Annotated in this window: 22 protein-coding genes; 14 read left to right on the plus strand and 8 right to left on the minus strand. The window is 72.2% G+C overall.

Annotation, left to right across the window (positions count from 1 at the left end; genetic code table 11):
- Positions 1 to 16 precede the first annotated feature (16 nt).
- On the minus strand, positions 17 to 1,132 hold the full coding sequence (locus tag AWQ71_RS11595; protein ID WP_067131172.1) for a glycoside hydrolase family 18 protein: 1,116 nt from the start codon (positions 1,130 to 1,132) through the stop codon (positions 17 to 19).
- 95 nt (positions 1,133 to 1,227) lie between these two features.
- Between AWQ71_RS11595 and AWQ71_RS11600 the strand changes: the two genes are divergently transcribed.
- From AWQ71_RS11600 to AWQ71_RS11620, 5 genes are all read left to right on the plus strand, one after another.
- On the plus strand, positions 1,228 to 2,145 hold the full coding sequence (locus AWQ71_RS11600) for an LLM class F420-dependent oxidoreductase (protein ID WP_067131175.1): 918 nt from the start codon (positions 1,228 to 1,230) through the stop codon (positions 2,143 to 2,145).
- A gap of 119 nt (positions 2,146 to 2,264) precedes the next feature.
- Positions 2,265 to 3,875, plus strand: coding sequence for a 3' terminal RNA ribose 2'-O-methyltransferase Hen1 (locus AWQ71_RS11605; protein ID WP_067131178.1), 1,611 nt, complete (start codon positions 2,265 to 2,267; stop codon positions 3,873 to 3,875).
- Positions 3,868 to 6,390, plus strand: coding sequence for a polynucleotide kinase-phosphatase (locus tag AWQ71_RS11610; RefSeq protein WP_067131181.1), 2,523 nt, complete (start codon positions 3,868 to 3,870; stop codon positions 6,388 to 6,390). The genes AWQ71_RS11605 and AWQ71_RS11610 overlap by 8 nt, the downstream gene beginning before the upstream one ends.
- Positions 6,390 to 7,091: a nucleotidyltransferase domain-containing protein gene (locus AWQ71_RS11615; RefSeq protein WP_067131184.1), complete on the plus strand. Its 702-nt coding sequence runs from the start codon at positions 6,390 to 6,392 to the stop codon at positions 7,089 to 7,091. The genes AWQ71_RS11610 and AWQ71_RS11615 overlap by 1 nt, the downstream gene beginning before the upstream one ends.
- Positions 7,092 to 7,183: 92 nt before the next feature.
- Positions 7,184 to 8,047, plus strand: a complete 864-nt coding sequence (locus AWQ71_RS11620) for a helix-turn-helix transcriptional regulator (RefSeq protein ID WP_067131187.1) — start codon at positions 7,184 to 7,186, stop codon at positions 8,045 to 8,047.
- Between the two features lie 37 nt (positions 8,048 to 8,084).
- On the opposite strand, the gene AWQ71_RS11625 is transcribed toward AWQ71_RS11620, so the two are convergent.
- Positions 8,085 to 9,269 (minus strand): MFS transporter, encoded by a 1,185-nt coding sequence (locus tag AWQ71_RS11625; protein ID WP_067131189.1) that lies wholly within the window; start codon positions 9,267 to 9,269, stop codon positions 8,085 to 8,087.
- A 299-nt stretch (positions 9,270 to 9,568) separates the two neighbouring features.
- On the minus strand, positions 9,569 to 10,645 hold the full coding sequence (locus AWQ71_RS11630; RefSeq protein WP_067131192.1) for a ParB/Srx family N-terminal domain-containing protein: 1,077 nt from the start codon (positions 10,643 to 10,645) through the stop codon (positions 9,569 to 9,571).
- Positions 10,646 to 10,835: 190 nt separating this feature from the next.
- Here AWQ71_RS11630 and AWQ71_RS11635 point away from each other — a divergent pair, with 190 nt between their 5' ends.
- Genes AWQ71_RS11635 through mug form a run of 3 tightly spaced genes read left to right on the plus strand, consistent with a single transcriptional unit; the run spans position 10,836 to position 12,679 of the window.
- Positions 10,836 to 11,465 carry an HAD family hydrolase gene (locus AWQ71_RS11635; protein WP_281196096.1) on the plus strand — a complete coding sequence of 210 codons (630 nt, stop codon included), beginning with the start codon at positions 10,836 to 10,838 and terminating at the stop codon, positions 11,463 to 11,465.
- On the plus strand, positions 11,462 to 12,073 hold the full coding sequence (locus AWQ71_RS11640; RefSeq protein WP_067131195.1) for a class I SAM-dependent methyltransferase: 612 nt from the start codon (positions 11,462 to 11,464) through the stop codon (positions 12,071 to 12,073). The genes AWQ71_RS11635 and AWQ71_RS11640 overlap by 4 nt, the downstream gene beginning before the upstream one ends.
- Before the next feature lie 57 nt (positions 12,074 to 12,130).
- Positions 12,131 to 12,679: a G/U mismatch-specific DNA glycosylase gene (gene mug / locus AWQ71_RS11645; protein WP_067131198.1), complete on the plus strand. Its 549-nt coding sequence runs from the start codon at positions 12,131 to 12,133 to the stop codon at positions 12,677 to 12,679.
- A 105-nt stretch (positions 12,680 to 12,784) separates the two neighbouring features.
- Here the strand turns inward: mug and AWQ71_RS11650 are convergent, their stop codons facing one another.
- From AWQ71_RS11650 to AWQ71_RS11660, 3 genes are all read right to left on the minus strand, one after another.
- Positions 12,785 to 13,750: a DUF5996 family protein gene (locus AWQ71_RS11650; protein ID WP_067131201.1), complete on the minus strand. Its 966-nt coding sequence runs from the start codon at positions 13,748 to 13,750 to the stop codon at positions 12,785 to 12,787.
- 159 nt (positions 13,751 to 13,909) lie between these two features.
- Positions 13,910 to 14,686, minus strand: a complete 777-nt coding sequence (locus tag AWQ71_RS11655; RefSeq protein WP_067131204.1) for an SGNH/GDSL hydrolase family protein — start codon at positions 14,684 to 14,686, stop codon at positions 13,910 to 13,912.
- Positions 14,687 to 14,688: 2 nt separating this feature from the next.
- A complete protein-coding gene (locus AWQ71_RS11660) occupies positions 14,689 to 15,255 on the minus strand; it encodes a PadR family transcriptional regulator (protein ID WP_067131207.1) in 567 nt (188 codons plus the stop codon).
- 255 nt (positions 15,256 to 15,510) lie between these two features.
- Here AWQ71_RS11660 and AWQ71_RS11665 point away from each other — a divergent pair, with 255 nt between their 5' ends.
- Genes AWQ71_RS11665 through AWQ71_RS11675 form a run of 3 tightly spaced genes read left to right on the plus strand, consistent with a single transcriptional unit; the run spans position 15,511 to position 18,703 of the window.
- Positions 15,511 to 17,016, plus strand: a complete 1,506-nt coding sequence (locus AWQ71_RS11665) for a serine hydrolase domain-containing protein (RefSeq protein WP_245658223.1) — start codon at positions 15,511 to 15,513, stop codon at positions 17,014 to 17,016.
- The gene (locus tag AWQ71_RS11670; protein ID WP_067131212.1) at positions 17,013 to 18,044 is read left to right on the plus strand and encodes a sensor histidine kinase; all 1,032 of its coding nucleotides are present in this window, start codon (positions 17,013 to 17,015) and stop codon (positions 18,042 to 18,044) included. Before AWQ71_RS11665 ends, AWQ71_RS11670 begins: the two co-directional genes overlap by 4 nt.
- Positions 18,041 to 18,703, plus strand: coding sequence for a response regulator (locus AWQ71_RS11675; RefSeq protein WP_067131215.1), 663 nt, complete (start codon positions 18,041 to 18,043; stop codon positions 18,701 to 18,703). The genes AWQ71_RS11670 and AWQ71_RS11675 overlap by 4 nt, the downstream gene beginning before the upstream one ends.
- Positions 18,704 to 18,733: 30 nt before the next feature.
- Here the strand turns inward: AWQ71_RS11675 and AWQ71_RS11680 are convergent, their stop codons facing one another.
- Positions 18,734 to 19,450, minus strand: a complete 717-nt coding sequence (locus tag AWQ71_RS11680; RefSeq protein WP_157570298.1) for a DUF1707 SHOCT-like domain-containing protein — start codon at positions 19,448 to 19,450, stop codon at positions 18,734 to 18,736.
- 68 nt (positions 19,451 to 19,518) lie between these two features.
- A complete protein-coding gene (locus AWQ71_RS11685) occupies positions 19,519 to 20,244 on the minus strand; it encodes a PadR family transcriptional regulator (protein ID WP_245658224.1) in 726 nt (241 codons plus the stop codon).
- Positions 20,245 to 20,422: 178 nt separating this feature from the next.
- On the opposite strand from AWQ71_RS11685, the gene AWQ71_RS11690 reads away from it, so the two are divergent.
- The 3 genes from AWQ71_RS11690 (at position 20,423) to AWQ71_RS11700 (ending at position 24,019) form a co-directional block, all read left to right on the plus strand.
- Positions 20,423 to 21,769: an MFS transporter gene (locus AWQ71_RS11690; protein WP_084258814.1), complete on the plus strand. Its 1,347-nt coding sequence runs from the start codon at positions 20,423 to 20,425 to the stop codon at positions 21,767 to 21,769.
- Between the two features lie 320 nt (positions 21,770 to 22,089).
- The gene (locus tag AWQ71_RS11695) at positions 22,090 to 22,809 is read left to right on the plus strand and encodes a metal-dependent hydrolase (protein WP_067131224.1); all 720 of its coding nucleotides are present in this window, start codon (positions 22,090 to 22,092) and stop codon (positions 22,807 to 22,809) included.
- Positions 22,810 to 22,936: 127 nt separating this feature from the next.
- Positions 22,937 to 24,019 carry a carcinine hydrolase/isopenicillin-N N-acyltransferase family protein gene (locus tag AWQ71_RS11700; protein WP_067131227.1) on the plus strand — a complete coding sequence of 361 codons (1,083 nt, stop codon included), beginning with the start codon at positions 22,937 to 22,939 and terminating at the stop codon, positions 24,017 to 24,019.
- Positions 24,020 to 24,082: the final 63 nt, after the last annotated feature.

The following is a 24,082-nucleotide window of genomic DNA, read 5'->3' on the forward strand; positions in this document are numbered from 1 at the left end:
AACAGCGGCCGGGCGATCAGGATCCGGCGGCGCCCAGGATCCGGCTCACCTCGTCGCTCGGCCGGGCGCCCCGGACCGAGACCCAGGCGAGGCCGTTGCGCGCGCGGAAGCCGGCCAGCCGCCGCGCCCGCCCGCCGCCGAGGTCCGCGGGGGAGGTCAGCACCGGGGCGAGTGCGATCCGCTGCCACGCCGCCCGCCCGGTCAGGCCCAGCACATCCTCGAACTGGGCCTGTACGGCACGGGCCGCCACCGCCAGCCGGTGCAGGTTGCCGGACGCGCCCGTACGGAGGGGCACGAGCAGGTTGACGGCGCGGATCTCCACCCCCGCGGCGCGTACGGCGCGCAGCATGGCGGCGTCGGCGGCGGACAGGCCCGACTCCGCGGCGGGGAGCGTGAAGGTGACGGCGAGCGGTCGCCCGGTGGTCGCGGCCTCCTGCTGCAGCAGACCGAGCGCCGCCGCCCGCCGGGCGGTCGTCGCCGCGTCGGCCGAATCACGCACCTCGAAGTCGATGACGGCGGGGTCGAAGGCCCCGATCACCCGGCGGTAGGCGGCGAGCAGCCGGTCCGGCTCGGGGCAGGTCTGCGCGAGCTCCTGCCCCGAGGGGCCGCCGAACGCGATCCCGGCGTCCCCGCCCTGCGCGCGGAGCGGCCCGAGGCGGTTCGCGACGGGGTTCCGGCCCTGCTCGGTGACGCCGCCCCAGCGCGGCGTGCAGCCGTCCGGCCCGGAGGTGAGATGGCCGAGGCTGTACCAGCCGGCGCCGGTCCGGCGGGCCGCCTCCGCCAGGTCGAAGCCGGGTTCGCGCACCGCGTCCACGAAGACGACGTAGCCGGCGGGGCCGCCGGTCCGCGCCCCCACCCGGATCGGCGTAACCGGCCGGGACGGGTGCCAGGTGGCCGCGCCGGCGCTCACCGCGGGCACGGGGGCGGTCGCGGCGGGGCTGGGCGCCGCGGCGGCGACGCCGGGGACGGGAGTGGCGGCGGAGACCGGGACGGAGGCCGGCATGTCGGGGAGTGCCTTGGCGGGCAGCAGCCACATGACGTATCCGGTGCCGGCGGCCAGGGCAACGGCGGCCAGAGCGACCAGGGGGCGCGGAGGCGTCCCCGGCTCGCGCTCACCTCGGGCGGAATCCACGCGTTCACCACCTGGAGTCATATTGCGACTACGTTACGCGCACGATGTGTGGACCATATCAACCACGCCGGAGTGGCCGGGGAGATAATGGCCGGATGAAGCTGAGGATCTTCACCGAGCCGCAAGAGGGCGTGACGTACGACGATCTGCTCGCCGTGGCGCAGGCCACGGAGCGGCTGGGGTTCGACGCGTTCTTCCGCTCCGACCACTACCTGCGCATCCGCCCCGGCGACCCCGGCCCCGGCTCGACGGACGCCTGGGTGACCCTCGCCGGTCTGGCCAGGGAGACCTCGCGCATCCGGCTGGGCACGCTCGTCACGCCGGTGACCTTCCGGCTGCCCGGCCCCCTCGCCATCAGCGTCGCCCAGGTCGACCAGATGAGCGGCGGCCGGGTCGAGCTGGGCCTCGGCACCGGCTGGTTCGAGGCCGAGCACACCGCGTACGGCATCCCGTTCCCGCCGATGGGCGAGCGCTTCGACCGGTTCGAAGAGCAGCTTGAGATCATCACCGGGCTCTGGGGGGCGACCAAGCCGTACTCCTTCGAGGGTGCGCACTATCGTGTGGAGGAGTCCCCGGCGCTGCCCAAGCCCGCGCAGCGGCCCCGGCCGCCCATCATCATCGGCGGCGGCGGAGCCCGCCGCACTCCTCGGCTGGCCGCCCGGTTCGCGAACGAGTTCAACCTGCCGTTCCGGACGCCGGACGAGACCCGGCAGGCGTTCGGGCGGGTGCGTGCGGCGTGCGAGGCGGTCGGGCGCGAGTCCATGGTCTACTCCGCCGCGCAGACGGTGTGCGTCGGCCGCGACGAGGCCGAGATCGCCCGGCGGGCCGCGGCGATGGACCTGGACGTGGCGTCGCTGCGCGCGGGCGGCCTCGCCGGGACGCCCGCTGAGGTCGTGGAGAAGATCGGCCGGTTCGCGGAGCTCGGCGCGGAGCGGATGTATCTCCAGATCCTGGACCCCACCGACCTCGACCACCTGGAACTGATCGCCGCCGAGGTCATGCCGCACGTGTGACGTCCGCGCCCGGACCGGCGCCCGCGTCCGGGCAGCCGGTCCGGGGGATCGGGCGCGGGCGTCGTGGAGATGCGGCAAACCGGTGGAAAGCGCGGGAGATGGTGCGGAATGCTTGATCCGTGCTTCTCACGATCTCGACCGTTTCCTCCGTGACGTCCCGCCCGGCGACCGATCTCGGCTTCCTCCTGCACAAGCATCCCGATCGGGTGCAGGAGTTCGCCCAGTCGTTCGGCACGGCCCGGGTCTTCTACCCGGAGGCGACGGAGCGGCGCTGCACGGCGGCGCTGCTGCTGGACGTCGACGCGATCCGGCTCGCCCGCTCTCGCGGGAAGACCGCGCCCGACTTCAGCCTGGGCCAGTACGTCAACGACCGTCCGTACGCCGCCTCGTCACTGCTCGCGGTGGCGCTCGCGGACGTCTTCCGTACGGCTCGGGCGGGGCGCTGCGCCGCCAGGCCAGAACTGGCGGCGGCGCCGCTGCCGCTGGAGATCCGCCTGCCCGCGCTGCCGTGCCGCGGCGGCGCGGCGCTCGCCCACCGGCTGTTCGAACCGCTCGGGTGGGAGGTCGCGGCGGAGGCCGTGCCGCTCGACGAGGGGTTCCCCGAATGGGGCGACTCCCGGTACGTACGGCTCGCGCTGCGCGGCGAGGTACGGCTGGCCGACGCGCTCAACCAGCTTTACGTGCTGCTCCCGGTGCTGGACGACGCCAAGCACTACTGGCTCGCGGGCGACGAGGTGGACAAGCTCATCCGGGCGGGTGGGGGCTGGCTGGCCGGGCACCCGGAGAAGGGCCTGATCACCCGCAGGTACCTCGGCCGCCGCAGGGGGCTGGAGCGCACCGCCTTCGCCCGGCTGGCCGAGCTCGGCGACGACGTCGAGGAGGCCCTTGAGCCGCCCGTGGACGAGGAGGTCGTCCCGGAGCGGGAGGACAGCGCCACCGGGACGGATGACTTCACCGGGGCGGATGTGAGCGACCCGGAGGCCCCGGCCGTCGCCGGGGGCCCGGACGGGCGCACGACCGAGCACGCGGGCGAGGCGCCGCACGACTCGGCGGCTTCGGACACTCCGGACGGGGACGCCACCGGCCCGGACGCCGCCCGCGTACCGCTGAACGTCCTGCGTAGGGACGCCGTCGTCGCCGCCGTCGAGGAGCTCGGCGCGCGTACGGTGATCGACCTCGGATGCGGGTCGGGCCAGCTGCTGGCGGCGCTGCTCGCGCGACCGGCCTTCACCAGGATCGCCGGCGCCGACGTGTCCACGCAGGCGCTCGCCATCGCCGCGCGCAAGCTCAAACTGGACCGGATGCCGGACGCGAAACGGGCCCGCCTGGAGCTGTTCCAGGGCGCGCTCACCTACGCCGACCCCCGGTTCGCGGGATACGACGCGGCGGTCCTCATGGAGGTGATCGAGCACGTCGACCCGCCCCGGCTGCCCGCGCTGGAACGGGTCGTCTTCGGCTCGGCGAAGCCCGCGCACGTCGTGGTGACCACGCCCAACCGCGAGTACAACGTGCGCTACGACTTCCTCGGCGAGGGCCGGGCGATGCGCCACCCGGACCACCGGTTCGAGTGGACGAGGGCCGAGTTCGCCGCGTGGGCCCGCGCGGTGGCCGACCGGTACGGCTACCGGGTCGCGTTCCGGGCGGTGGGAGACGACGACCCGGATGTCGGGCCGCCCACACAGATGGCGGTGTTCAGCGTGGCGGGGGAGAGGAGCGAGGGCGATGGTTGAGATCAAGGTCCCGGAGATGGGCCTGGTGGTGCTCGTCGGCGTGTCCGGCAGCGGGAAGTCGACCTTCGCGGCCCGGCACTTCGCGCCCACCCAGGTGATCTCGTCGGACTACTGCCGGGGCCTGGTCTCGGACGACGAGAACGACCAGTCCGCCACCCCGGAAGCGTTCGACCTGCTGCACCACATCGTCGGGGTCCGCCTGCGGCGCGGCCTCCTCACGGTCGTGGACGCCACGAACGTCCAGTACGAGGCGCGCAAGAAGCTGATCGAGCTGGCGAAGAGCCATGACGTGCTCGCCGACGCCATCGTGCTCGACGTCCCCGAGGGCGTGGCCGTCGCCCGCAACGCCGTACGGCCGGACCGGGACTTCGGGCCGCGGGTGGTCGTCCGGCAGAACAAGGACCTGCGGCGCTCGCTCGCCCGGATGTCGAAGGACGGCTTCCGCCGGGTCCACGTCCTGCGCGGGGACGAGATCGACCAGGCGGTCATCGCGTACGAGCGGGCGTGGACCGACAAGACCGAGCTGACCGGCCCGTTCGACATCATCGGCGACGTGCACGGCTGCCGGTCGGAGCTGGAGGCGCTGCTGCGCGCCCTCGGCTGGCAGGTCGGCGCCGCGGGCGCGGTCCACCCCGAGGGGCGTACGGCGGTGTTCGTCGGCGACCTGGTCGACCGCGGGCCGGACACCCCGGGCGTGCTGCGCCTCGTCATGGGCATGGTGGCGGCCGGCACGGCATTGTGCGTCTCCGGGAACCACGAGCAGAAGCTCGTCCGGGCGCTGGGCGGGCGCAAGGTCACGGTCGCGCACGGCCTGAAGGAGTCCCTGGAGCAGCTCGCCGCCGAGCCGGAGGAGTTCCAGCGTGCGGCCAGGGCGTTCATGGACGGCCTCATCAGCCACTACCGGCTCGACGGAGGGCGGCTCGTCGTCGCGCATGCCGGGCTCAAGGAGGCCTACCACGGGCGGGCCAGCGGCCGGGTCCGGTCGTTCGCGCTGTACGGCGACACGACCGGCGAGACCGACGAGTACGGCCTGCCGGTCCGCTACCCGTGGGCGGAGGAGTACCGGGGCCGGGCGATGGTCGTCTACGGCCACACGCCGGTGCCGGAGCCGGAGTGGGTCAACAACACGATCTGCCTGGACACCGGCGCCGTGTTCGGCGGGCGGCTGACCGCGCTGCGCTACCCGGAGCGCGAGCTGGTCTCCGTGCCGGCGGAGCGGGTCTGGTACGAGTCGGTGCGGCCGCTCGGCGTGCCGAAGGCCGGCCGGGAGCCGGGCGCCCTGCGGATCGGCGACGTGTCCGGCACCCGCTATGTGGACACGCGCTTCAGAGGGCGGATCAAGGTCCGCGAGGAGAACGCCGCCGCCGCTCTGGAGATCATGAGCCGGTTCGCGGTCGACCCCCGCTGGCTGGTCTACCTGCCGCCCACCATGGCGCCGCCGGAGACGTCCACGCGCGATGGCTTCCTGGAGCACCCGGCGGAGGCGTTCGAGGAGTTCGCCGCGGCCGGGGTCACGCGGGTCGTGTGCGAGGAGAAGCACATGGGCTCGCGGGCGATCGCCGTACTGGCCCGGACCCCCGAGGTGGCGGCCAAGCGGTTCGGGATCACGGACGGGAGCGCGGGCGCCGTCTACACGCGCACCGGGCGGCCGTTCTTCGGCGACGGCCGGATGGGCGAGCTGGTCGACCGGCTGCGCGAGGAGGCGCGTCCGCTCTGGGACGAGCTGGTCTCGGACTGGGTCGTGCTCGACTGCGAGCTGCTGCCCTGGTCGGCGAAGGCGGAGGAGTTGATCCGCCGCCAGTACGCCTCGGTCGGGGCGGCGGCGCGGGCCGCGCTGCCCGACGCGGTCGCGGTCCTGTCCGCGGCGGCCGGGCGCGGCCTCGACGTCGGCGACCTGCTGGAGGGCACCCAGCGTCGCCTCGACAACGCCGCGCGCTTCCGCGACGCGTACGCGCGGTACTGCTGGCCGGTGTCCGGGCTCGACGGGGTGCGGCTCGCGCCGTTCCAGGTCCTCGCCTGCGAGGGACGGGCGACGGCGGCCACGGAGCCGCACTCGTGGCACCTGGAGGCGCTGTCGCTGCTGACCGGCGAGCCGGACGGGTCCCCGGAGGCGACCGCCGGCCGGCTGTTCGCGCCGACCCGGCACGTCTTCGTGTCCCTGGACTCGGAGCGGGAGCGGGCGGACGCGGTCGAGTGGTGGTCGGCGCTGACCGAGGCCGGCGGCGAGGGCATGGTCGTCAAGCCGGTGGACGTCGTCACCGGCCGCGTGCAGCCGGGCCTCAAGGTGCGCGGGCGCGAGTACCTGCGGATCATCTACGGCCCGGACTACACCGAGTCGCTCGACGTGCTGCGGCGCCGGTTCCTCGGCAAGAAGCGCTCGCTGGCGCTGCGGGAGCACGCGCTCGGCCTGGAGGCGCTCACCCGGCTCGCGGAGGGCGAGCCGCTGTGGCGGGTCCACGAGCCGGTCTTCTCCGTGCTGGCCATGGAATCCGAGCCCGTGGATCCACGCCTGTGATGTCCTCGGGTACGCGGCCGGGGCCGGGGGAAGCCGCGACGGGGGTCGGGGACCTGGTGCCCCGGCACCTCGTCCTGTCCGTGGTCGTCGGTTCGCGCGCGTACGGCCTGGCCACCGCGGACAGCGACGTGGACCGGCGGGGCGTCTTCGTGCCGCCCACGCCGATGTTCTGGCACCTGGACAAGCCGCCCACCCACGTGGAGGGGCCGCGCCCCGAGGAGTTCTCCTGGGAGGTCGAGCGGTTCTGCGTGCTCGCGCTCGGGGCCAATCCCACGGTCCTGGAGTGCCTCTGGTCGCCGCTCGTCGAGCACGCCACCGAAACCGGGGCACGGCTGCGCGCGATCAGGAAGGCGTTCCTCTCGATCCGGGCCGAGGAGACCTTCCTCCGGTACGCCGACGCCCAGTTCCGCCGGATCAGCCCGGAACGGCCGAAATGGAAGCAGGTCATGCACATGATCAGGCTGCTGATCAGCGGCCGCCACCTGGTCCGCGAGGGCGAGCCGCTGCTGGACATGTCCGGGCAGCGGGACCGGTTGCTCGCCGTCCGCCGCGGCGAGGTGCCCTGGCCCGAGGTGGTGCGGTGGCGCGCCGACCTGGTCGCGGACCTCTCCGGGGGCGGCGGCCCCGCCGCACTGCCCGCCGAGCCGGAGCGGGCCGCGGTCGAGGCGTTCCTGATCGACGTGCGCAGGAGCGCGCTGTGACCGCCGTCCCACCCGCCTGGCTCGCCGACGCGGGCCGTCGCGGTGCGGTCTGACATGGCCGGGTCCTCCCGGCCCGCGTAAGGAGACACACCATGTCGGCTCCCGCCGCCGGCCCGGAACTCGGTGCCTTCCTGCGGGCCCACCGGGCCCTGCTCAAACCGGAGGACGTCGGGCTGCCCCCCACCGCCCGCCGCCGGACCCCCGGCCTGCGCCGGGAGGAGGTCGCCTCCCTCTCCGGCGTGAGCATGGCCTGGTACACCTGGCTGGAGCAGGGCCGGGTCATCGCCTCACGGCAGGTGCTGGAGTCCGTCGGGCGGGTGCTGCGGCTCGACGATGCCGAAATGCGCCACGCGTTGCGGCTGGCCGGGTACTACGAGCCGGAGACGAGCGCGTCCCGCGAGCCCGTGCACGTGGCGCTGCAGCCGATGCTGGACTCCTGGCCCACCAGCCCTGCCGTCCTGCTCGACCGGAACTTCGACCTGGTCGCCTGGAACACCGCGTGGACGGCCGTGTGGGGAGAACCCTCCGCGGTGGCGGCCGACCGGCGCAACCTGCTGTGGTTCGTGGTCGCCGACGAGCGGATGCGCGGGGTCCTGCGGGACGCCGACTGGGAGCCGTTCGCGATGAGCGTCTTCCGGCATTTCCGCGCCCAGGCCGGCGCGCGCTCCTCCGACGAGCGTGTCGGCGAGCTGTACCGCCGGCTGGCCACGGACGTGCCCGAGCTGAGTCACTGGTGGAGCTGCCGCTCGGTGGGAGAGCTCACCACCCGCGTCGTGACCGCCGCCCCGGCCGGCAGTGAGCCGATCCGCTTGTCCCTGTCGTCCCTGCGCCCGGTGGACGATCCGGCGTCGCTCATCCTGCTGTTCACCCCGGCCGGCCCGGCCGACGCGGCCGGCGTCTCGGCCCTGGTGAACCGGCCCCTGCGCTCCGTCGGCCGGGAACGCAAAGCGGGCTGAAGGCGCGACCGCGGGGGGGGAACGGATCACCACGCCCTCAGGCCTGTTCCGGTGCTCCCATCGGATCGACGAGCAGTTCACGGTCGGCGTTACGCCGCAGCCGGGTGCCGACCATCAGGCCGCCGAGGGAGGCGACCAGCGCCAGGACGACGCCCACCACCGCGGTGGCCATGGACAGATCGGAGAACAGGCCGATCGCCCACGCGCCCACGCCGGTACCGGCGTACATGGTGGAGGTGAGCCAGGCGCTCGAGGTCGCCCGCAGTTCGGGGGCGGTCGTACCCGCCAGCGTCTGCTGGTCGATGACGAAGCCGCCGCTGGCCACGAACCACAGAGTGACGCCCACCAGGGCCAGGACGAGACCTGGGCCCCAGACCGTCACGGCGATGCCCACGGCCAGCAGAAGGCTCCACACGGCGAGCATCGGCAGGTGCGTACGGCCCCGGGCCCGCGCCCGGTCGCCCAGGCGCCCGCCGGCTGTCGAGCCCACGATGCTGCCGACGCCGACGAGCACGCTGACCAGGCCGAGCGTGCTGACGGACAGGTCGAAGCGCTCCGTGAGAACCGCGCCCATGAAGGTGTAGGCGCCCAAGTTGGCGGCGTTGAACGCGGTGTTGACGAGCAGCGAGGCGCGCAGCGCGGGGTGCCTCCAGGCCGCGAACACCGCTCCGGCACCCATGCCGCGCGCGGCCCGGGCCCCGCCGGCCGGGATCTGCGTGAGCAGCGCCGGGACGACCAGCAGGGTGCCGATGGCCATCGCCCAGAAGGCGGCGCGCCAGCCGGAGGCGCCGGCCAGGAAGCCGCCCAGCGGCACGCCGAGCACCTGCCCGCACGAGAAGAACGCCATGCCCAGGCCCAGAGCGCGCCCGCGTACCGCGTCCTCGGTGGTCTCCGAGATGTGCGCCCAGATCGCGGGACCCGCGGAGGCGGCCGCGATGCCGGCCAGGGCGCGCGAGAGCACCAGGAGCGGCAGGCCGTCGGACAGTGCGGCCGCCGCGTTCGACAGCAGGAACAGCAGCGAACCCGCGAGCAGGGTGCGGCGGCGTCCGACACGGTCGCTCACCAGGCCGAGGAAGGGTGCGCACACCGCGTACACCAGGACGTACGCCGTCACGCTGTACGCCGCCGACTGTTCGCTGATGCCGAGGTCTCCGGCGATCGTCGGCAGCAGCGGAGAAACCAGAAAGGTCTCGGTACCGAACAGGAACAACAGCAGGAACACCGAGGCGTACGGAGCCCAGCGAAAACGCGCTGGGGCGGCGGAATCGGAGGGATGACTGTCCATGGGACGAACTGCCTTTCGCATGGGAGCGGGCGGGGGAATCCGGCTGCCGGCTCGTCCACCTTCGCGATCCCCATGCGGGTCAGCCAGCCAGGCGTTGGTCCTGTTAGTGGAAGTAATGGGGTGAACGCCTGGCTGGTTCGGATCCGTCGTCGTACACGACCCCGAGCAAGCGCAAGGGGGCACCACCTCTCAGACAGGTGGTGCCCCCTTCAGGGCCGTGGCGCGTCCCGGAGGTCTCAGCGCAGGTTGTGGACCCGCTTGTACTCCAGCGTGTAGGCCAGCTTGCCGGGCTTGGCGTCGGAGTACGGCTTGCTCAGCTTGTCGAACTCGCCCTTGTCGGCGGCCTTGCCGCCGTTCCACTGGTCCAGCGCGCCGAGCTCGGTGGCGGTGAAGCCGTTGTCGACGGTGGTGTTCTTGGGCAACGCGGCGATCTTCTCCGTCAGCGCCTTGACGGTGGCCAGGTAGCTGCCGTGGTCGTTCTGGTTCCACTTGGCCAGGTCGATCGGCTTGGCGTCGCGGACCCAGCTGCCCCAGTAGAACTCCTGGAACGGCAGCCCGTTCTGCGCGTAGCCGATGTCGCGGCCGAAGTAGAGCAGGCTGCGGTACTTGTCGTCGGTGAAGTTGGCCAGCCCCACGCCGGTCGGCAACTTGTTCACGGTGACCGGCTTGCCGTTGGGGTCACGCAGCCACACCCACTTGTGCGCCCGCATCTGGTTCCAGAAGTCCTGACGGGTGAGGGTGCTCAGGTTGGCCTGTACCCGCAGCCGCACGTGCAGGCCGGCACCGCCGTCGGGGGTCTCGATGAAGGAGGTGAGCGTGTGGTGCCCGTCGGTGAGGAACGGCTCGCCACCGGGGCCGATGACGACGGTCTTCATGGCGGCGATGCTGTCCGCCGTCTCCGCGCCGACCGCGAGCTGACACGTGAACGAGGACGGGTCGTTCAGGCGCGCGCCGGGCGACACCGACGCCGCCGCTACCCGGCCATCGGCCTCGCACCAGTCGTCGAACTTCTTGTTGATCGCGTCCTTGCCGAGGGTGTAGCGGCCGAGCTTGTAGTACACCTCGTCATAACCCAGCGACGGCTGGGTCGGGTGCACGTCACCGATGCGGACATCGAGCAGGTCATCGGCCTTGGCACACAGGTACTGCGCGAACGGCGTGCTGCGATTGTCATGGTTGCAGAACGACGGCCGGGTCCCCGGCGCACCGGGTGCGGCGAGTGCGACCGGCGCCACGGCGGCACCGGCCCCGACGGAGACGGCGAGGGCCGCCCCAAGCACGGAGGCCCGGCGGTACGAAGATCTGAAGCGCATGTCACGTGCTCCTCGTCGGCAATGCATATGTCGACGGAGAGGGTGCCGGTAGCGGACCAACACGCGAGATCGTGATCCTGACATCCAGGAAAACCGGGGACGAACATCGTTGATCCTGGGGGATTTGTGGAGTTCTTCCGGATTGGCGAGCCTCCTGTACCGTGCCCGTGTGATCAATTCGGTCGATTTGGTGATTTTTGACTGTGACGGGGTGTTGGTGGACAGTGAGCCCATCGCCGTCCGTACGCATTCCGCGGTGCTGACGGAGCTGGGCTGGCCGATCGACGAGGCCGAGGTGACCTCGTTGTTCGTCGGGCGGTCGACGGCTTCCATCAACGAGCTGGTCGAGGAGCGACTCGGGCCTGAGCTCACGAAGGAGGCAGAGAGTCGTTTCCGGCGGCTGCACCACGAGGCGGTGGAGGCCGGGCTGACCCCCGTGGACGGGATCGTCGAGGCGCTGGACGCCATCACGTCGCCGACATGCGTGGCGTCCAGCGGCAGTCACGACAAGATGCGGCACACTCTCGGTCACACCGGCCTGTATCACCGGTTCGACGGGCGGATCTTCAGTGCGACCGAGGTCGCCAGGGGCAAGCCCGCGCCCGACCTGTTCCTGTTCGCCGCGGCACGGATGGGCGTGGCGCCGTCCCACTGTGTGGTCGTCGAGGACAGCCGCTACGGCGTCCAGGCCGCTCGGGCGGCAGGTATGCGCGCCTTCGGTTACGCCGGTGGGCTCACCCCCGCCGCCTGGCTCGACGGACCCGGCACCACCGTCTTCGACGACATGCGCAAGCTGCCCGCGCTCCTGGAGGAGCAGTGAGCGGGCGGCAGATCCCGGGAATCGCGGGGTATCACAACGAGGCGGACGCCCTCGCCGAACAGTACGAAAGCGTCCCGTTCTCCGACGTGCATGGGGACACGATCCAGCTGTTTCCCGCCCAGACCAGCCGCATTCTGGACATCGGGGCCGGGACCGGACGTGACGCGGCCGCGCTCGCCGCGCTGGGTCACCGGGTCGTGGCCGTCGAGCCGACCCCGGAAATGCGCGGGCACGGGCAGCGGCTCCACGCGGACCAGCCCATCGAATGGATCGATGACCACCTCCCGGACCTGGCGCGACTCGGTGGCTCCGACCGCGAGTTCGACCTCGTCCTGCTCACCGCCGTCTGGATGCACCTCGACCGCCCGGAACGGGAACGGGCGATGGCGAGGATCGCCGATCTTCTCGCCCCCGACGGCATCGTGATCATAATCCTGCGGCACGGGCCGATCCCGGCGGGACGGCACATGTTCGACGTCACCGCCGAGGAGACCGTCACGCTCGCCGAAAGCATCGGCCTGCGCACCGTTCACCGGGGCAGCCGCCCGGATCTCCATGGCCGGCGAGGAGTGCACATGAGCACCCTCGGCTTCCGGGCCGTGCCGTGACCGGCAGGGTTTGCCCGGGCAAAAACTGACGGGAGGGGCACTGGCTAGCATCGGAGGGTGCCTCCCGTTCCGCCGCCCACGCCCGCCGATCTCGAAGCGGCGCGGGACGCCGTGATCGACGACGTGCTCGGGCCCGATCTCGACGTGCTCTTCTGCGGGATCAACCCCAGCCTCTACTCGGCCGCGACGGGACACCACTTCGCCCGGCCGGGAAACCGGTTCTGGCCCGCGCTCCACCTGTCCGGCCTCGTGCCGCGCAGGCTGGCGCCGTACGAGCAGCACCTGCTCCCCGGTTACGGCCTCGGCATCACCAACCTGGCGCCCCGGGCGACCGCACGCGCCGAGGAGCTCACGGCCGAGGAGCTGCGCGAGGGCGCCGAGCGGCTCGCCCACCTGGTCGCGGAGATCCGCCCGAGGGTCCTGGCCGTCGCCGGGGTCTCCGCGTACCGGCTCGCGTTCGGGCGGCGCAGGGCCGCGATCGGCCCGCAGGACGAGGAGATCGCGGGCAGCGAGGTGTGGGTGCTGCCCAACCCGAGCGGGCTGAACGCGCGCTGGACCCTGGACGGCATCGCGGCCCAGATGCGCCTACTGCGCCGGCCTTCCTGACCGGCGCGCGCCGGGACTGAACCACTCATCGGTGGGAACGCGTGCCCGCCGCGGCCGGGACACGGCCCCTGTCACCTCTGCTCGGGGAGGTGGCAGGGGCTTTCGTCATGCCGGGCGTTCCGCCGGGGCCTGACCTTCAGCGCGCAGCGCGACCGGATCGGTGACGCCTCCGGGGCAGTAGGTGGCCGCGACGTCCCATCCGGCCCGCCGGGCGCCCGCCTCGTACGCGCTGCGCAGGAAGTCGAGCACGGTCCCGCGCGGATCGGCGGCGGCACGGGCGTCCGCGTAGCGCAGGATCGCCAGATGGCTGCCCCGCAGCGGCTTCCACCGGGCCTCGGGAGGGCGGAGCGGCTCCTTCTCCAACCCCGGCGGTTCCGGCGCCGTATAGGAGTAGAAAGCCGGTTCGGGCACGTCGGGGTCGCCGAACCAGAACCCCGCGCTGATCACCTCTCGTGAGTACGCCTCGCGGGTCACCACGTCGACCTGCGGCTCCTGGTCCACGCGGCGCTCGGAGAATCGGGTGACCGCGATGTCGAAGGTGTGCCAGAAATGGTGGACCGGGCTGATCTTCCCGGAGAAGCCCGCCGCATAGAGTTCGAGCACCTGGGCGACCTGGCTGAGCACCTGCCAGTAGCGGGTCACCATGGTCGTGTCGTACGCCCGGTGGACGGTGTCCTCGGCGAAGGGGATGTGGTCTTCAAGATCGAACGGCGTCGCCCGGATGGGCACGTCGATGCCGAGCCGGTTCAACTCGCCGAACAGCTCGTGGTAGAACGACGCGACCGAGTGGCCGGGCATGGAGAACGAGGCGGTGCGTCCGTCGATGACGTTCACCACGAGCCGGTGATCGACGAAGTCGAAGTCGATGGCGAAAACGGGCGTCCGGTCATCCAGTCCGCCCATCGGGCGCGTGGTGGTGCCCCGCCCGGTCAGGTGGAAGGGCACGTTCCACCAGTGGTTGCGGCGGACGCCCGCGGCCAGCCGTACCTTGCCCACGATCTGGGCGAACCTGTGGACCGTCGCCTTGCTGTCGGCCCAGGCCTCCAGCGGGATGTCCGGGAAGATCTCCATGGGGCGCACTCCTTCACGCGGTTAAACCACACTCGGGGCATCCCCCGGAGTGTGTCACGGCAAGGCCATCGCAGGGGACCGCGATGTCCTACCGCTGTGGGTTTCCGCCTCGTGCCGGTGACCGAGCGGGGTGAGGTGGTACGAAACGACCGACTTACCTCACACGTTCGCGCTGGTGACGGGCCGCATCTCGGGGCGCTTGGCGGTGCGGCCGTCGCCGGAGGAGCGGCCTTGGATGCGGCGGAGGATCCACGGCCCCAGGAAGGCGCCGGCCCAGGCGAGTTCGACCCCCGCGCGTCGCCATATCGGCATGGGCGGGAGCGGTGGGAGGGGATCGGCCCAATTCGGGTCGGCGCCGGGGACCTTCAGGGCGTCCGCGACGGCCGCGGCTATGCGCGCGTGACCGAGTGAGGTCGCGTGAATGCGGTCGTCGCTCCACAGGCGCGGATCTGTGGTGATCGGCTGGTGGAAGGTGTCGACCAGGGTGGCGCCGTGCCGTTCGGCCATGACGCGAATGCGGTCGTTGAAGTCGAGGACCTTGGGACGCAGGTGGCGGGCCAGCGGCGCGATTTTGGCGACGTCGGGAAAGGTGAAGGTGACCACGGTCGCGCCGGAGGCCGTCAACGCCTTCAACATGGCCTCCAGGTCGGCCGCCACGGCGGTGGCGTCGAAGCCGGGGCGGACCAGGTCGTTCATGCCCGCCATGACGGTGACCAGGTCGGGGTTCAGCGCGAGGGCGGCCTCGGCCTGTTCGGCTCTGATCTGGGCGGCGAGGCGCCCCCGGACGGCGAGGTTGGCGTACCGGAAGTCCGGGTGGTGGGTGGCGAGGGTCTCGGCCAGGCGGTCGGCCCAGCCCCGGTAACCGGTCCTTTCGGCGCCGTCGTTGAGACCCTCGGTCTGGCTGTCGCCGATTGCGACATAACGCTGGTACGGCATGGCTACTCCGCGGGGATGTTGGTGCGGTGATCGAGGATGGCCACGGCCCGGCGGATCCAGCGGACGTTCTCGCGTTCGAAGGCCAGGCCGCGGAGCAGGGTCAGGTACGGGCCGATGCGGTCGGCCTGCGTGAGGTGTTCCTCCTCGGTGCGGCCGTTCAGGAGGCGTGCGCGGAGGCGTTCGAAGCGGGCGATCTTGGCTTCGGCCCAGCTCATGCGTTCACGGAGGGCGTTCTTGACGGCTTCGATGTCACCCGCGTCGACCGCCTGGACCTGCACCATGAGCTCGTCGCGGATCGCGCCGGGGTGTGGCGGCGCGGCGGTGAACTCGTGCAGGGCGCGGCGGCCGGCCTCGGTCAGGGAGAACAACCGCTTGTTGGGACGGCGGTCCTGCTGAACGACCCGGCCCCGGATCAGCCCGTCGGCCGCCATCTTCTCCAGCTCCCGGTAGAGCTGCTGGGGGGTGGCCATCCAGAAATTGGCCACCGACGCATCGAAGCTCTTGGCCAGGTCGTACCCGGATGCCTCACCCTCCAGGAGTACGGCCAAGACGGCATTGCGCAACGACATGCCCTGAACGTAGCACCTGATGTACCCATATATGCGAATAGTCAACTAAGTGACTATTCGCGGGGGCTTGCCAGGCCGGACATGACCGGTGACGACTACGCCTCGAAGCCGAGCCCTACCTGACCGCTACGCCGCGGCGCTCCGGAGCTTCGGGAGCCCCGGGCCGTCCCGGGCGCCGGACCCTACTTTCGTCAGGGGTGGTTGTGGCGGATCGCCGGATCTTTCGGAGGCGGCCGATTTCTAGCGTGTCCTTCCGTGAAACGAAAGCTCATCACCTTCGCCCGGCGGACCGGCCTGGCCGCGTCCCTCGCTGTGTCCCTCGTGTCCCCCTTGACCTTGTCCCTCGCGGTGGCCCCCACCGCGGCCACCGCCGTATCTGGGCTGACCGCGCCCGTGGGCGGTGAGCCGTCCCCGGCCGCCATCGACGCCTACCTCGCCGAGGCCATGGAATCCACGGCTCTGCCCGGGATGTCCGTCGTCGTGACCCACAACGGGAAGATCGTGCACGCCGCCGGGTACGGTCACGACTCAGCGGGCCGGCCCGTCACCGAGAGCACCCCGATGCGCGTCGCCTCGCTCAGCAAGTCGTTCACCGCCATGGCCGTCATGACCCTGGTCGACGACGGCAGGCTCTCACTGGACAAGCCGGTCGCCGAGCAGCTGCCCGAGTTCCGCCTGGCCGACCCGCGAGCCCGCGGCATCACGCTGCGGCACCTGCTGAACCAGACCTCGGGCATCTCCGACGGCACCGTCGACATCCGCGCGGCGGAGTCCGCGACGACCCTCGCCGGCTACGTGGCCGCGCTGCGCGGCGGCACCCTGGCCGCCGACCCCGGCACCCGCTGGGCGTACTGCAACGTCAACTACGAGGTGGCCGCCCGGCTGGTCGAGGTCGCGGGCGGCATGAGCTTCGGCGCGTACATGAAGCAGCGCGTCTTCGGGCCGCTCGGCATGACCGGCAGCGCCGTCGGCGATCAGAAGGTCAGGCCGTCCAAGGGGTTCAACTCACTGTTCGGGGCCTGGGTGCCGCGGCCGGAGCTGCGCGACTTCCTCTACGGCGGCGGCGCGGGCGGCGTCATCACCGACGCGGCCGACATGGGCAAATGGCTGATCAGTCAGAACGGCGCCGGCGCACAGCTGGTGCGGCCGGAGAGCCTGACGACCATGCACACCTCCTCCGGCGTACGCGACTACGGCATGGGCTGGGGCCGGGAGACAGTGGACGGCGCCGACCTGCTCGTGCACTCGGGCAACCTGTTCACGTACACCGCCGTGGAGGCGATCGCTCCGGACACGGGGTACGGCTTCGCCGTCATGACCAACGGCGCCGGCCTCTACGACGACGTCTACGACGTGCTCACCGGGCTTGTGGCGATGAGCCGGGGCAGGACCCCGGAGGTGCCGGGCGGCGGCCGGCAGCAGGCCGAGCTGGTCCTGGGCCTGATCGCGCTGGCCGCGGCGGGGCTGGGCGTGCTCGGCGTGCTGCGGTCGCGCCGCTGGGCGAGCCGGCGCACGGGGAGTCCCGCGTGGCGGGTCGGGCTGCGCCTGGTCCCGGCGCTGCTGCCGGTGCTGCTGTTCGCGCTGTACCGGGACCTGATCTCGTTCCTGATGAACGGCCGGACCGTCACCTGGGAGCAGCTCACCTACTCCGCCGCGCCCATGACGATCACCTTCGCCGTCGCGGCCGCGGCGGGCGCGGCCACCGTCGTGACGCGGCTGCTCAGACTGCGCGAATCGCGATCGGTAGTCTCATCGCGGTGAGAAACCGTGTGATCCTGGCGGTGATCGCCGAGATCAGCGTCGTCAACGGGCTGCGCCTCGACGACGTCCCGCCGTGGCGGCAGCTTCTGTTCGCCGTGCTGGCCGTCGCCGCCTACCTCCATGGACGTCACCTGCCCGAACGGCGCGACGGGCTGCTGCTCGCCGTCGCCGCGACGCCCGGGGCGGTCTTCGTCGTGCCGGACTTCTGGGAGGGCGTCACGGCACTGATGGCCCTCGGCCTCTTCGTGGTGCTGCCGTGGCTCGCCGGACGCTTCCGGCGGCAGCAGGCCGAACTGGTGCTGGCGGGCCGGGAACGGGTGGCCCGGCTCGAACGCGAGCAGGAGCTGATCGCCGAACGCGCCCGGCTCCGGGAACGCGCCCGCATCGCCGCCGACATGCACGACTCGCTCGGTCACGAGCTGGCACTGATCGCGCTGCGCGCCGGAGCGCTGGAACTCGCCGCCGACATGACCGAGCCGAACCGGGAGGCGGTGGCGCGACTGCGGGCGTGCGCGGTCACCGCGACCGACCGGCTCCGCCGTACGGTCGGAGTGCTGCGGGAGACCGGCGCCGCCCCCGCGGACGTGACCGGAGGGGTGGGCGACGTGGCGAGCCGGACGCCGACTCAGCCGCCGGACGAGACCGTCGAGGCGCTGGTGGATCGCGCCCGCGACGCCGGGATGGCGGTCGAGTTCCGGCACGACGGAGAGCCGGCGGCGCTGCCTCCCCTGGTGGACAGGGCCGTCCACCGGGTGGTGCAGGAGTCGCTGACCAACGCCGCCCGGCACGCGCCCGGCGCGGACGTGCTCGTCCACGTCGAGCGGTCCGCCCGGGCGGTCGCGGTCACGGTGCGCAACTCCGCGGCTCGCCACGAGCCCGGGCCGCCCGGCGGCGGCAGCGGCCTGGCGGGTCTGCGCGAGCGGGTACGGCTGCTCGGCGGCACGCTGCGCGCCGGACCGCACGAGAGTGGGTTCGCCGTGACGGCACGGTTTCCAAGCGGCCAGGGAGAAAGCGAGGTGAGCCGGTGATCCGGGTGGTGCTGGCCGACGACGAGCCCATGATCCGGGTAGGGGTGCGGTCGATCCTGACCACGGACCCGGAGATCGAGGTGGTCGCCGAGGCCGCGGACGGGCGCGAGGCGGTCGAGCTGGTGCGCGCGCACCGGCCCGACATCGCGATGCTCGACATCCGCATGCCCCGGCTCGACGGCCTGTCCGCCGTCACTGAGCTGCGCGCCGCCGTACCCGACGTCGCGATCATCGTGCTGACCACGTTCGACGAGGACGAGTACGTCTCCCGAGCGCTCGCCGAGGGGGCCGCCGGTTTCCTGCTCAAGGCCGCCGACCCGCGCGAGCTGATCATCGGGGTGCGGGCGGTCGCCGACGGCGCGGCGTACCTGTCGCCGAGGATCGCGCAGAAGGTCATCGCGCGCCTGGGCGGCGGCCGGCTCTCCAGAGCGGACACCGCACGCAGGCACGTGGAGACGCTGACGCCGCGCGAGCGCGAGGTGCTCGCCCTCGTCGGCCGGGGCCTGTCCAACCAGGACATCGGCCGCGAGCTCTTCCTCTCGGAGGGCACCGTCAAGTCCCACGTCAGCGCGATCCTGCTCCGGCTCGGTCTGAACAACCGCGTCCAGGCCGCGATCGTCGCCTACGAGGCCGGCCTGGCACACGCCGACCCGGGCTGACCGCCGCGACGATCAAGCGACCTGATCGGTTCAGGATCGGCCGCTGTGCCGGTGATTCCGGGGGAAGCGGCGGTGGTGGGCGAAGCCGAGCACGGCCATCGCGATCCAGGCGAAGAAGAGCAGCTTGAGCGCGGCGAACAGCGGCCAGGTCACCCCGGACACCAGCGCCGCGGTGACGAGGCCCGCGACGATCAGGAAGGCGACCGGCGGCGGGCCGCCGCGGCGCCTGCCGTACGGTCCGCGTCGTGCCTCGGCCGCGTGGCGGCTCCACAAGGCGGGGCCGAGGCCCCACGGGCCGGGCCGGTGTCCCGGTCCACGGGCCGCCCACGGGGCGAGGCCGGGGCCGACCGCGGTCCACGGGCGGTGGCCGGTCCCGGCGTCCCGCGGGCCGTGTTCCGGCTGGTCGGCGGCCCAGGGAAGGTGACCCGCCCCGCCGGGGTGCCCCCGGTGGCCCGGAGCCCAGCGGGCTCCCTCCTGTCCGCCGCCCGGCTCCCGGCCGTACCCGCCGGGCAGGTCGGCGGTCACCCGGCGCAGGTCGCCCTCGGTCTTCGCGGCGAGCGTGGCGTCGAGGCGCTCGTCCAGCTCCTCGCGGGTGATGCGGCCCTGGGCGAACGCGTCGTGCAGCGCCGCGGTCACCTCGTCGCGCTCGCGGTCCCCGATGCGGAGCCCGTCACGCGGTGCCGGTTCCGGCCGGGACGTCGAAGGCCTTTCCGGCCGCGAAGAAGACGGCTGCTCGGAGGAAGACATGTCGATCACCTCACCTCGTCGTGCGGGAAACCCGCGGTGCGGTCGTGGGAGGAAGGGGACACCGCGCGTCACTCGTCCTCGGTGTCGCCGTCGGCCAGGATGTGGTAGAGCTTGCGGCGGGTCTCGGCGAGCACCTGCCGGGCCTTGCTGACCTGGCTCTCGCTGCCGCTGTGCGCGATCTGGAACAGCGCGGACGCGGCCTGGCGGGACATGTCGAACAGCTCGTGCACGTTCTCGCCGATGTCCGGCGTCATCTCCTCCCAGGGGGCGCGGACCTCGTCCGGGTGCTCGGCGATGTAGGTCTGTCCGGCCTCGGTCAGGCGGAAGGTCTTGCGCCCCTCGGCCTCGTCGGAGCGGACCAGTCCCTCGTCGGTGAGCTGCTGGAGCGCGGGGTAGACCGCGCCGGGGCTGGGCTTCCAGCCGCCCTGGCTGCGCTGGGCGATCTCCTGGATGATCTGGTATCCGTTGCGGGGCTCCTCCGCGAGCAGGGCGAGGATCGCGGCGCGGACGTCGCCGCGCTTGGCCTTGCGCCCCCGGCCGAAGCCGCGCCCGCCGAACGGGAAGCCCGGGCCGCCGAAGGGGCCGCCGGGACCGAAGCCGCCGCCGAAGGGGCCGCGCCCCCACGGTCCTCCGCGGTGCCGGCGCTCGTGCGCCCCTCCCTCGTCGTGCGGGCCGTGGTGGCCGGGGTTCCAGGTCGCGGCGCCGTGGCGCGCGGCCTCGCGGAGGGCTTCCCGCATCCCGTGGCCGATGTGGTGGAGGGCCCATGGCCCCCTCATGGCATACGCGTGGTTCACGTTCGTCTCCTGACGTTCCTTCGATTGTTCTTCGATGCTTCAACGATATATCGAGAACATTACTGGAGCAATCCCCTAAATGCGACAGGCCGGTCCCCGGTGGTGGGGGCTGGAGTGGATCGACCCGGCGGGGTGAGGTCGCTATGCTGACACCATCTAAATGATTTTGGTGGTGTTGATGATCGAGGATGGCGCGGTTGCCACCGGCACGGACGAAGCCGGGGCATCCGGCACGGGGAACGGCGGCGCGGACCGGGCGCGCTCCGAGGCGCCGGAGCCGGTCGCCGGACCGGGCGGACCGTCCCGGGCCCGCAGGAACGAGGTCGTGCTCGTCGCGTTCACCGCGATGACCAACCTGGCGGACGGGGTCCTGAAGATCGTGTTGCCGCTGCTCGCCGTGGGGCTGGGCGGCTCGCCGGGCCAGGTCGCGCTGGTCGGTCTCACGCTCACGCTTCCGTGGCTGGTCGTGTCGCTGCCGGTGGGCGTGCTCGCCGACCGCGCGGACCGGCGCGCACTCGTCATCGGGGCCGACCTCGTCCGGCTGGCGGCCGCGGCGGGCCTGCTCGCCGCCGTCGCGGCGCAGGCGTCCTCCCTGCCCGTCCTGTACGCGTGCGGGCTGGTCGTCGGGCTCGCCGAGGTCGTCGCCAACACCGCCGGCGGCGCCCTCGTGCCCGCCGCCGTCCCGCCGGAGCGGCGGGCGCGGACGAACGCCTGGATCGCCGGGGCCGAGACGCTGGCCAACGAGTTCTGCGGTCCCGCGGTGGGCGGGCTCCTCGTGGGGCTGGGCACGGCGGTCGCGCTGGGCTCCGTCGTGGCCGCGTTCGCCGTGGGCGCCGTGCTCATCGTCATGCTGGCCGGCCGGTTCCGACCCGCTCCCGCCGCGTGTACCGGCGAAGGCGCCGGGACGGGCGGCGTGGTCGCGGAGATCCGGGAGGGGCTCGGCTTCGTGTGGCGGCACCGCCTGCTGCGCACCCTCACGTTGACGATCGCCGTGCTCGCCGCCTCATGGAGCGCGTGGCTGGCGCTGCTGCCGTCCTACGCCGCCTCGGTGCTGGAGACGGACGCCGCCGGGTACGGATTCCTGATCAGCGCGATCGGGCTGGGCGGGCTGGCGGGGGCGGGGCTGGTCACCGCGATCAACCGCCTGCTGGGTGTCAGGTGGGCGCTCTTCGCCGACCTCGTCGGGACGTTCCTCATGATGGGCGTGCCCGCGATCTTCCCGGCGGCCTGGGCGGTGGCGGCCGCGGCCTTCGCCGGGGGCATGGGCGGCACGCTCTGGACGGTCAACTCCCGCACGATCGCGCAGGCGCTCGTTCCCGACCGGCTCCTCGGAAGGTACGGCGCGGCCTCCCGGCTGCTCGGCTGGGGGACACTTCCGGTCGGCGCGGGCCTCGGCGGACTGCTCGCCGAGATCTTCGGGATCCGGACGGCGTTCGCGCTGTTCGCCGTGATGGTGGTGATGCTCCCGATTCCGTTCTTGCGGACCGTAACCACGGCGGAACTGGCCAGGTCAGCGGGGTCGTGACCTAGATCACAAGAAATCAGTGCAAAACGCGGGAACAGGTCCCGAGACCAAAGCGTTGCCACCCATAGACGGGGTTGTTCTGCTCTGAGAGGGCTGGGGGGTGCTCTTGGAGCGGAACGATCCCGTCTTTATTTTTGCCCCGTTCTGACCGGTCACGCCCGATCTCCAGGCCGCGCCGTTCCGGGGTCAGGGGGAGCGAAGAACACGACGCGTGATCCGTCCTGCCGCTCCGTCCATGGAACGCGCCACGCATGAGCCACGCACGGTAAAGATCGATTTTGTCGACCCTTTCCCGTAGCATTACCAGGCGTGATCTGGACATGATGGGACACTCGCACTCACTGAGCGGGGCGGTCGTTTGGCTCGGGGTCGCGCCCGGCCTGGCCGCGCTCCCGGCCGTCGTCGCGCCGGAACTCGCCTCCGTGACCACCAACATGCTCAGCCCGACGGAGCTGATCGCCGGAGCGCTGGTCTGCGCGGGCGCCGCCATGTTGCCGGACCTCGACCATCCCAGCGCCACGATCGCGCAGACCTTCGGGCCGGTCACCTACTGGCTGAGCAAGGGGGTCAACGTCATCAGCGGCGGGCACCGGCACGCCACGCACTCGTTGTTGTTCGCCATCCTGATGGGCCTTGGAACGTACTTCCTGGCCGACAACTATCCGATCGGGCGCGACGTCATCGTCGTTCTCATGATCGGTCTGTCGCTGCGCGCCATCGGCATCGGGGTGCCGGGGAAGACGCTCACGTCCGCGGTGGTCAACATCTTCCTCACCGCCGGGGTCTTCGCCACCTTCCTTCTGCTGGGCGTGGGCTACGCCTGGCTCGGGCTGGCCATCGCCGTCGGCTGCCTGACCCACATCGTCGGCGACTGCCTGACCGAGCACGGTTGCCCCGTGTTGTGGCCGATCAAGGGCCGGTGGGTCCTGCCGTACAAGATCGGGTTCAAGACGGGCAAGGCGTTCGAGCAGAAGGTGCTCGCGCCCGCGCTCTCGCTGGCCGTCGTCGCCCTGCTCTGTCTGCGGCTCATGCCCGCCTGACCGTCCCGTCGAGGAAGCGCCGGCGGGGCGGGTGGGGCGAGCGTCCGCCCGTACGAGCGACGGGATTTCCCCGAAAAACCGGATAATCCGCCGACACAGTCGGCGCGCGGCGGGAGATCATGGCGGCATGGGCAACGCCTCCAGGACCACGGTCACGCTCGTGCTCGCCGTCGCGGCGCTCGCCGCCTGTGGGACCGGAGGCGCTCCTCCGGCCGGGCGGTCCGCGCCGTCGCTCGCGGCCGACGGCGGCGCCCTGTCACCGTCGCCGGGAGTTGGGAGGAGCATGAACGGAGCGTCCCCGGGGCGGGAGGCCCTGTCCCGCGAGCAGGCCGCCACGCTGGCGAGCCTGCGCAAGGTGGACGACCACCCCTTGTGGACGATGACCTTCCAGGGCGGATACGACCGCCTGGCGACGGTCACGCCCACACTGACACCGGACACGTTCGGCTGCTCGCTGTTCGCCGCGCACGGTGACCCGGCGGCGCCGGTGTTCGGCCGGAACTTCGACTTCGACCACCAGCCCGCGCTGCTGCTGTTCACCTCGCCGCCGGACGGCTACGCCTCGGTCTCCATGGTGGACGTGTCCTACCTCGGGCTGAGGTCGGACGCCGACTTCACCACCGACGCCGGGCGGCGGGCCCTGCTCCGCGCTCCGCTGCTGCCGTTCGACGGGATGAACGCGAAGGGCCTGGCCGTGGGCATGGCCACCGTGCCCGAGGCGAAGCCGACCTTCGACGGCAAGCGGCGCACCGTCGGCAGCCTGCGCGTCCAGCGCCTCGTGCTCGACCAGGCGGCGACCGTGGACGAGGCGATCGCCGTCTTCAGCCGGTACAACGTCGATTTCAGCGACAGCCCGCCGCTGCACTACATGTTCGCCGACGCGCAGGGGCGGTCGGCGGTCGTCGAGTTCTCCGGCGGCGAGATGGTGGTGCGGCGCGGCGAGGGCCCGTGGCAGGCCATGACGAACTTCACCCTGGCGACGTCCACGGAGGAGAGCCGCCGGGCCGATCAGCGCTACCGGACGCTGAGCGAGGCCCTGGAGAGCAGCGGAGGCAAGGCGTCGGACGACCGGGCCATGGATCTGCTCGCCGACGTCCGGCAGGGCCACACGCAGTGGTCGATCGTGTACGGCCAGAAGAGCGGAGAGGTGCGGCTGGCCACCGGCCAGAGGTACGGCACCGTGCACCGGTTCCACCTTCCCGCCGGCTGACGCGCCCGCGAGCACCGGGACGCCGCGGACGGTCCGGTTCGGGAGGCGATCGGGGATTTAATT

Source organism: Microtetraspora malaysiensis, from assembly GCF_001528665.1.
Lineage (GTDB): Bacteria > Actinomycetota > Actinomycetes > Streptosporangiales > Streptosporangiaceae > Microtetraspora_A > Microtetraspora_A malaysiensis.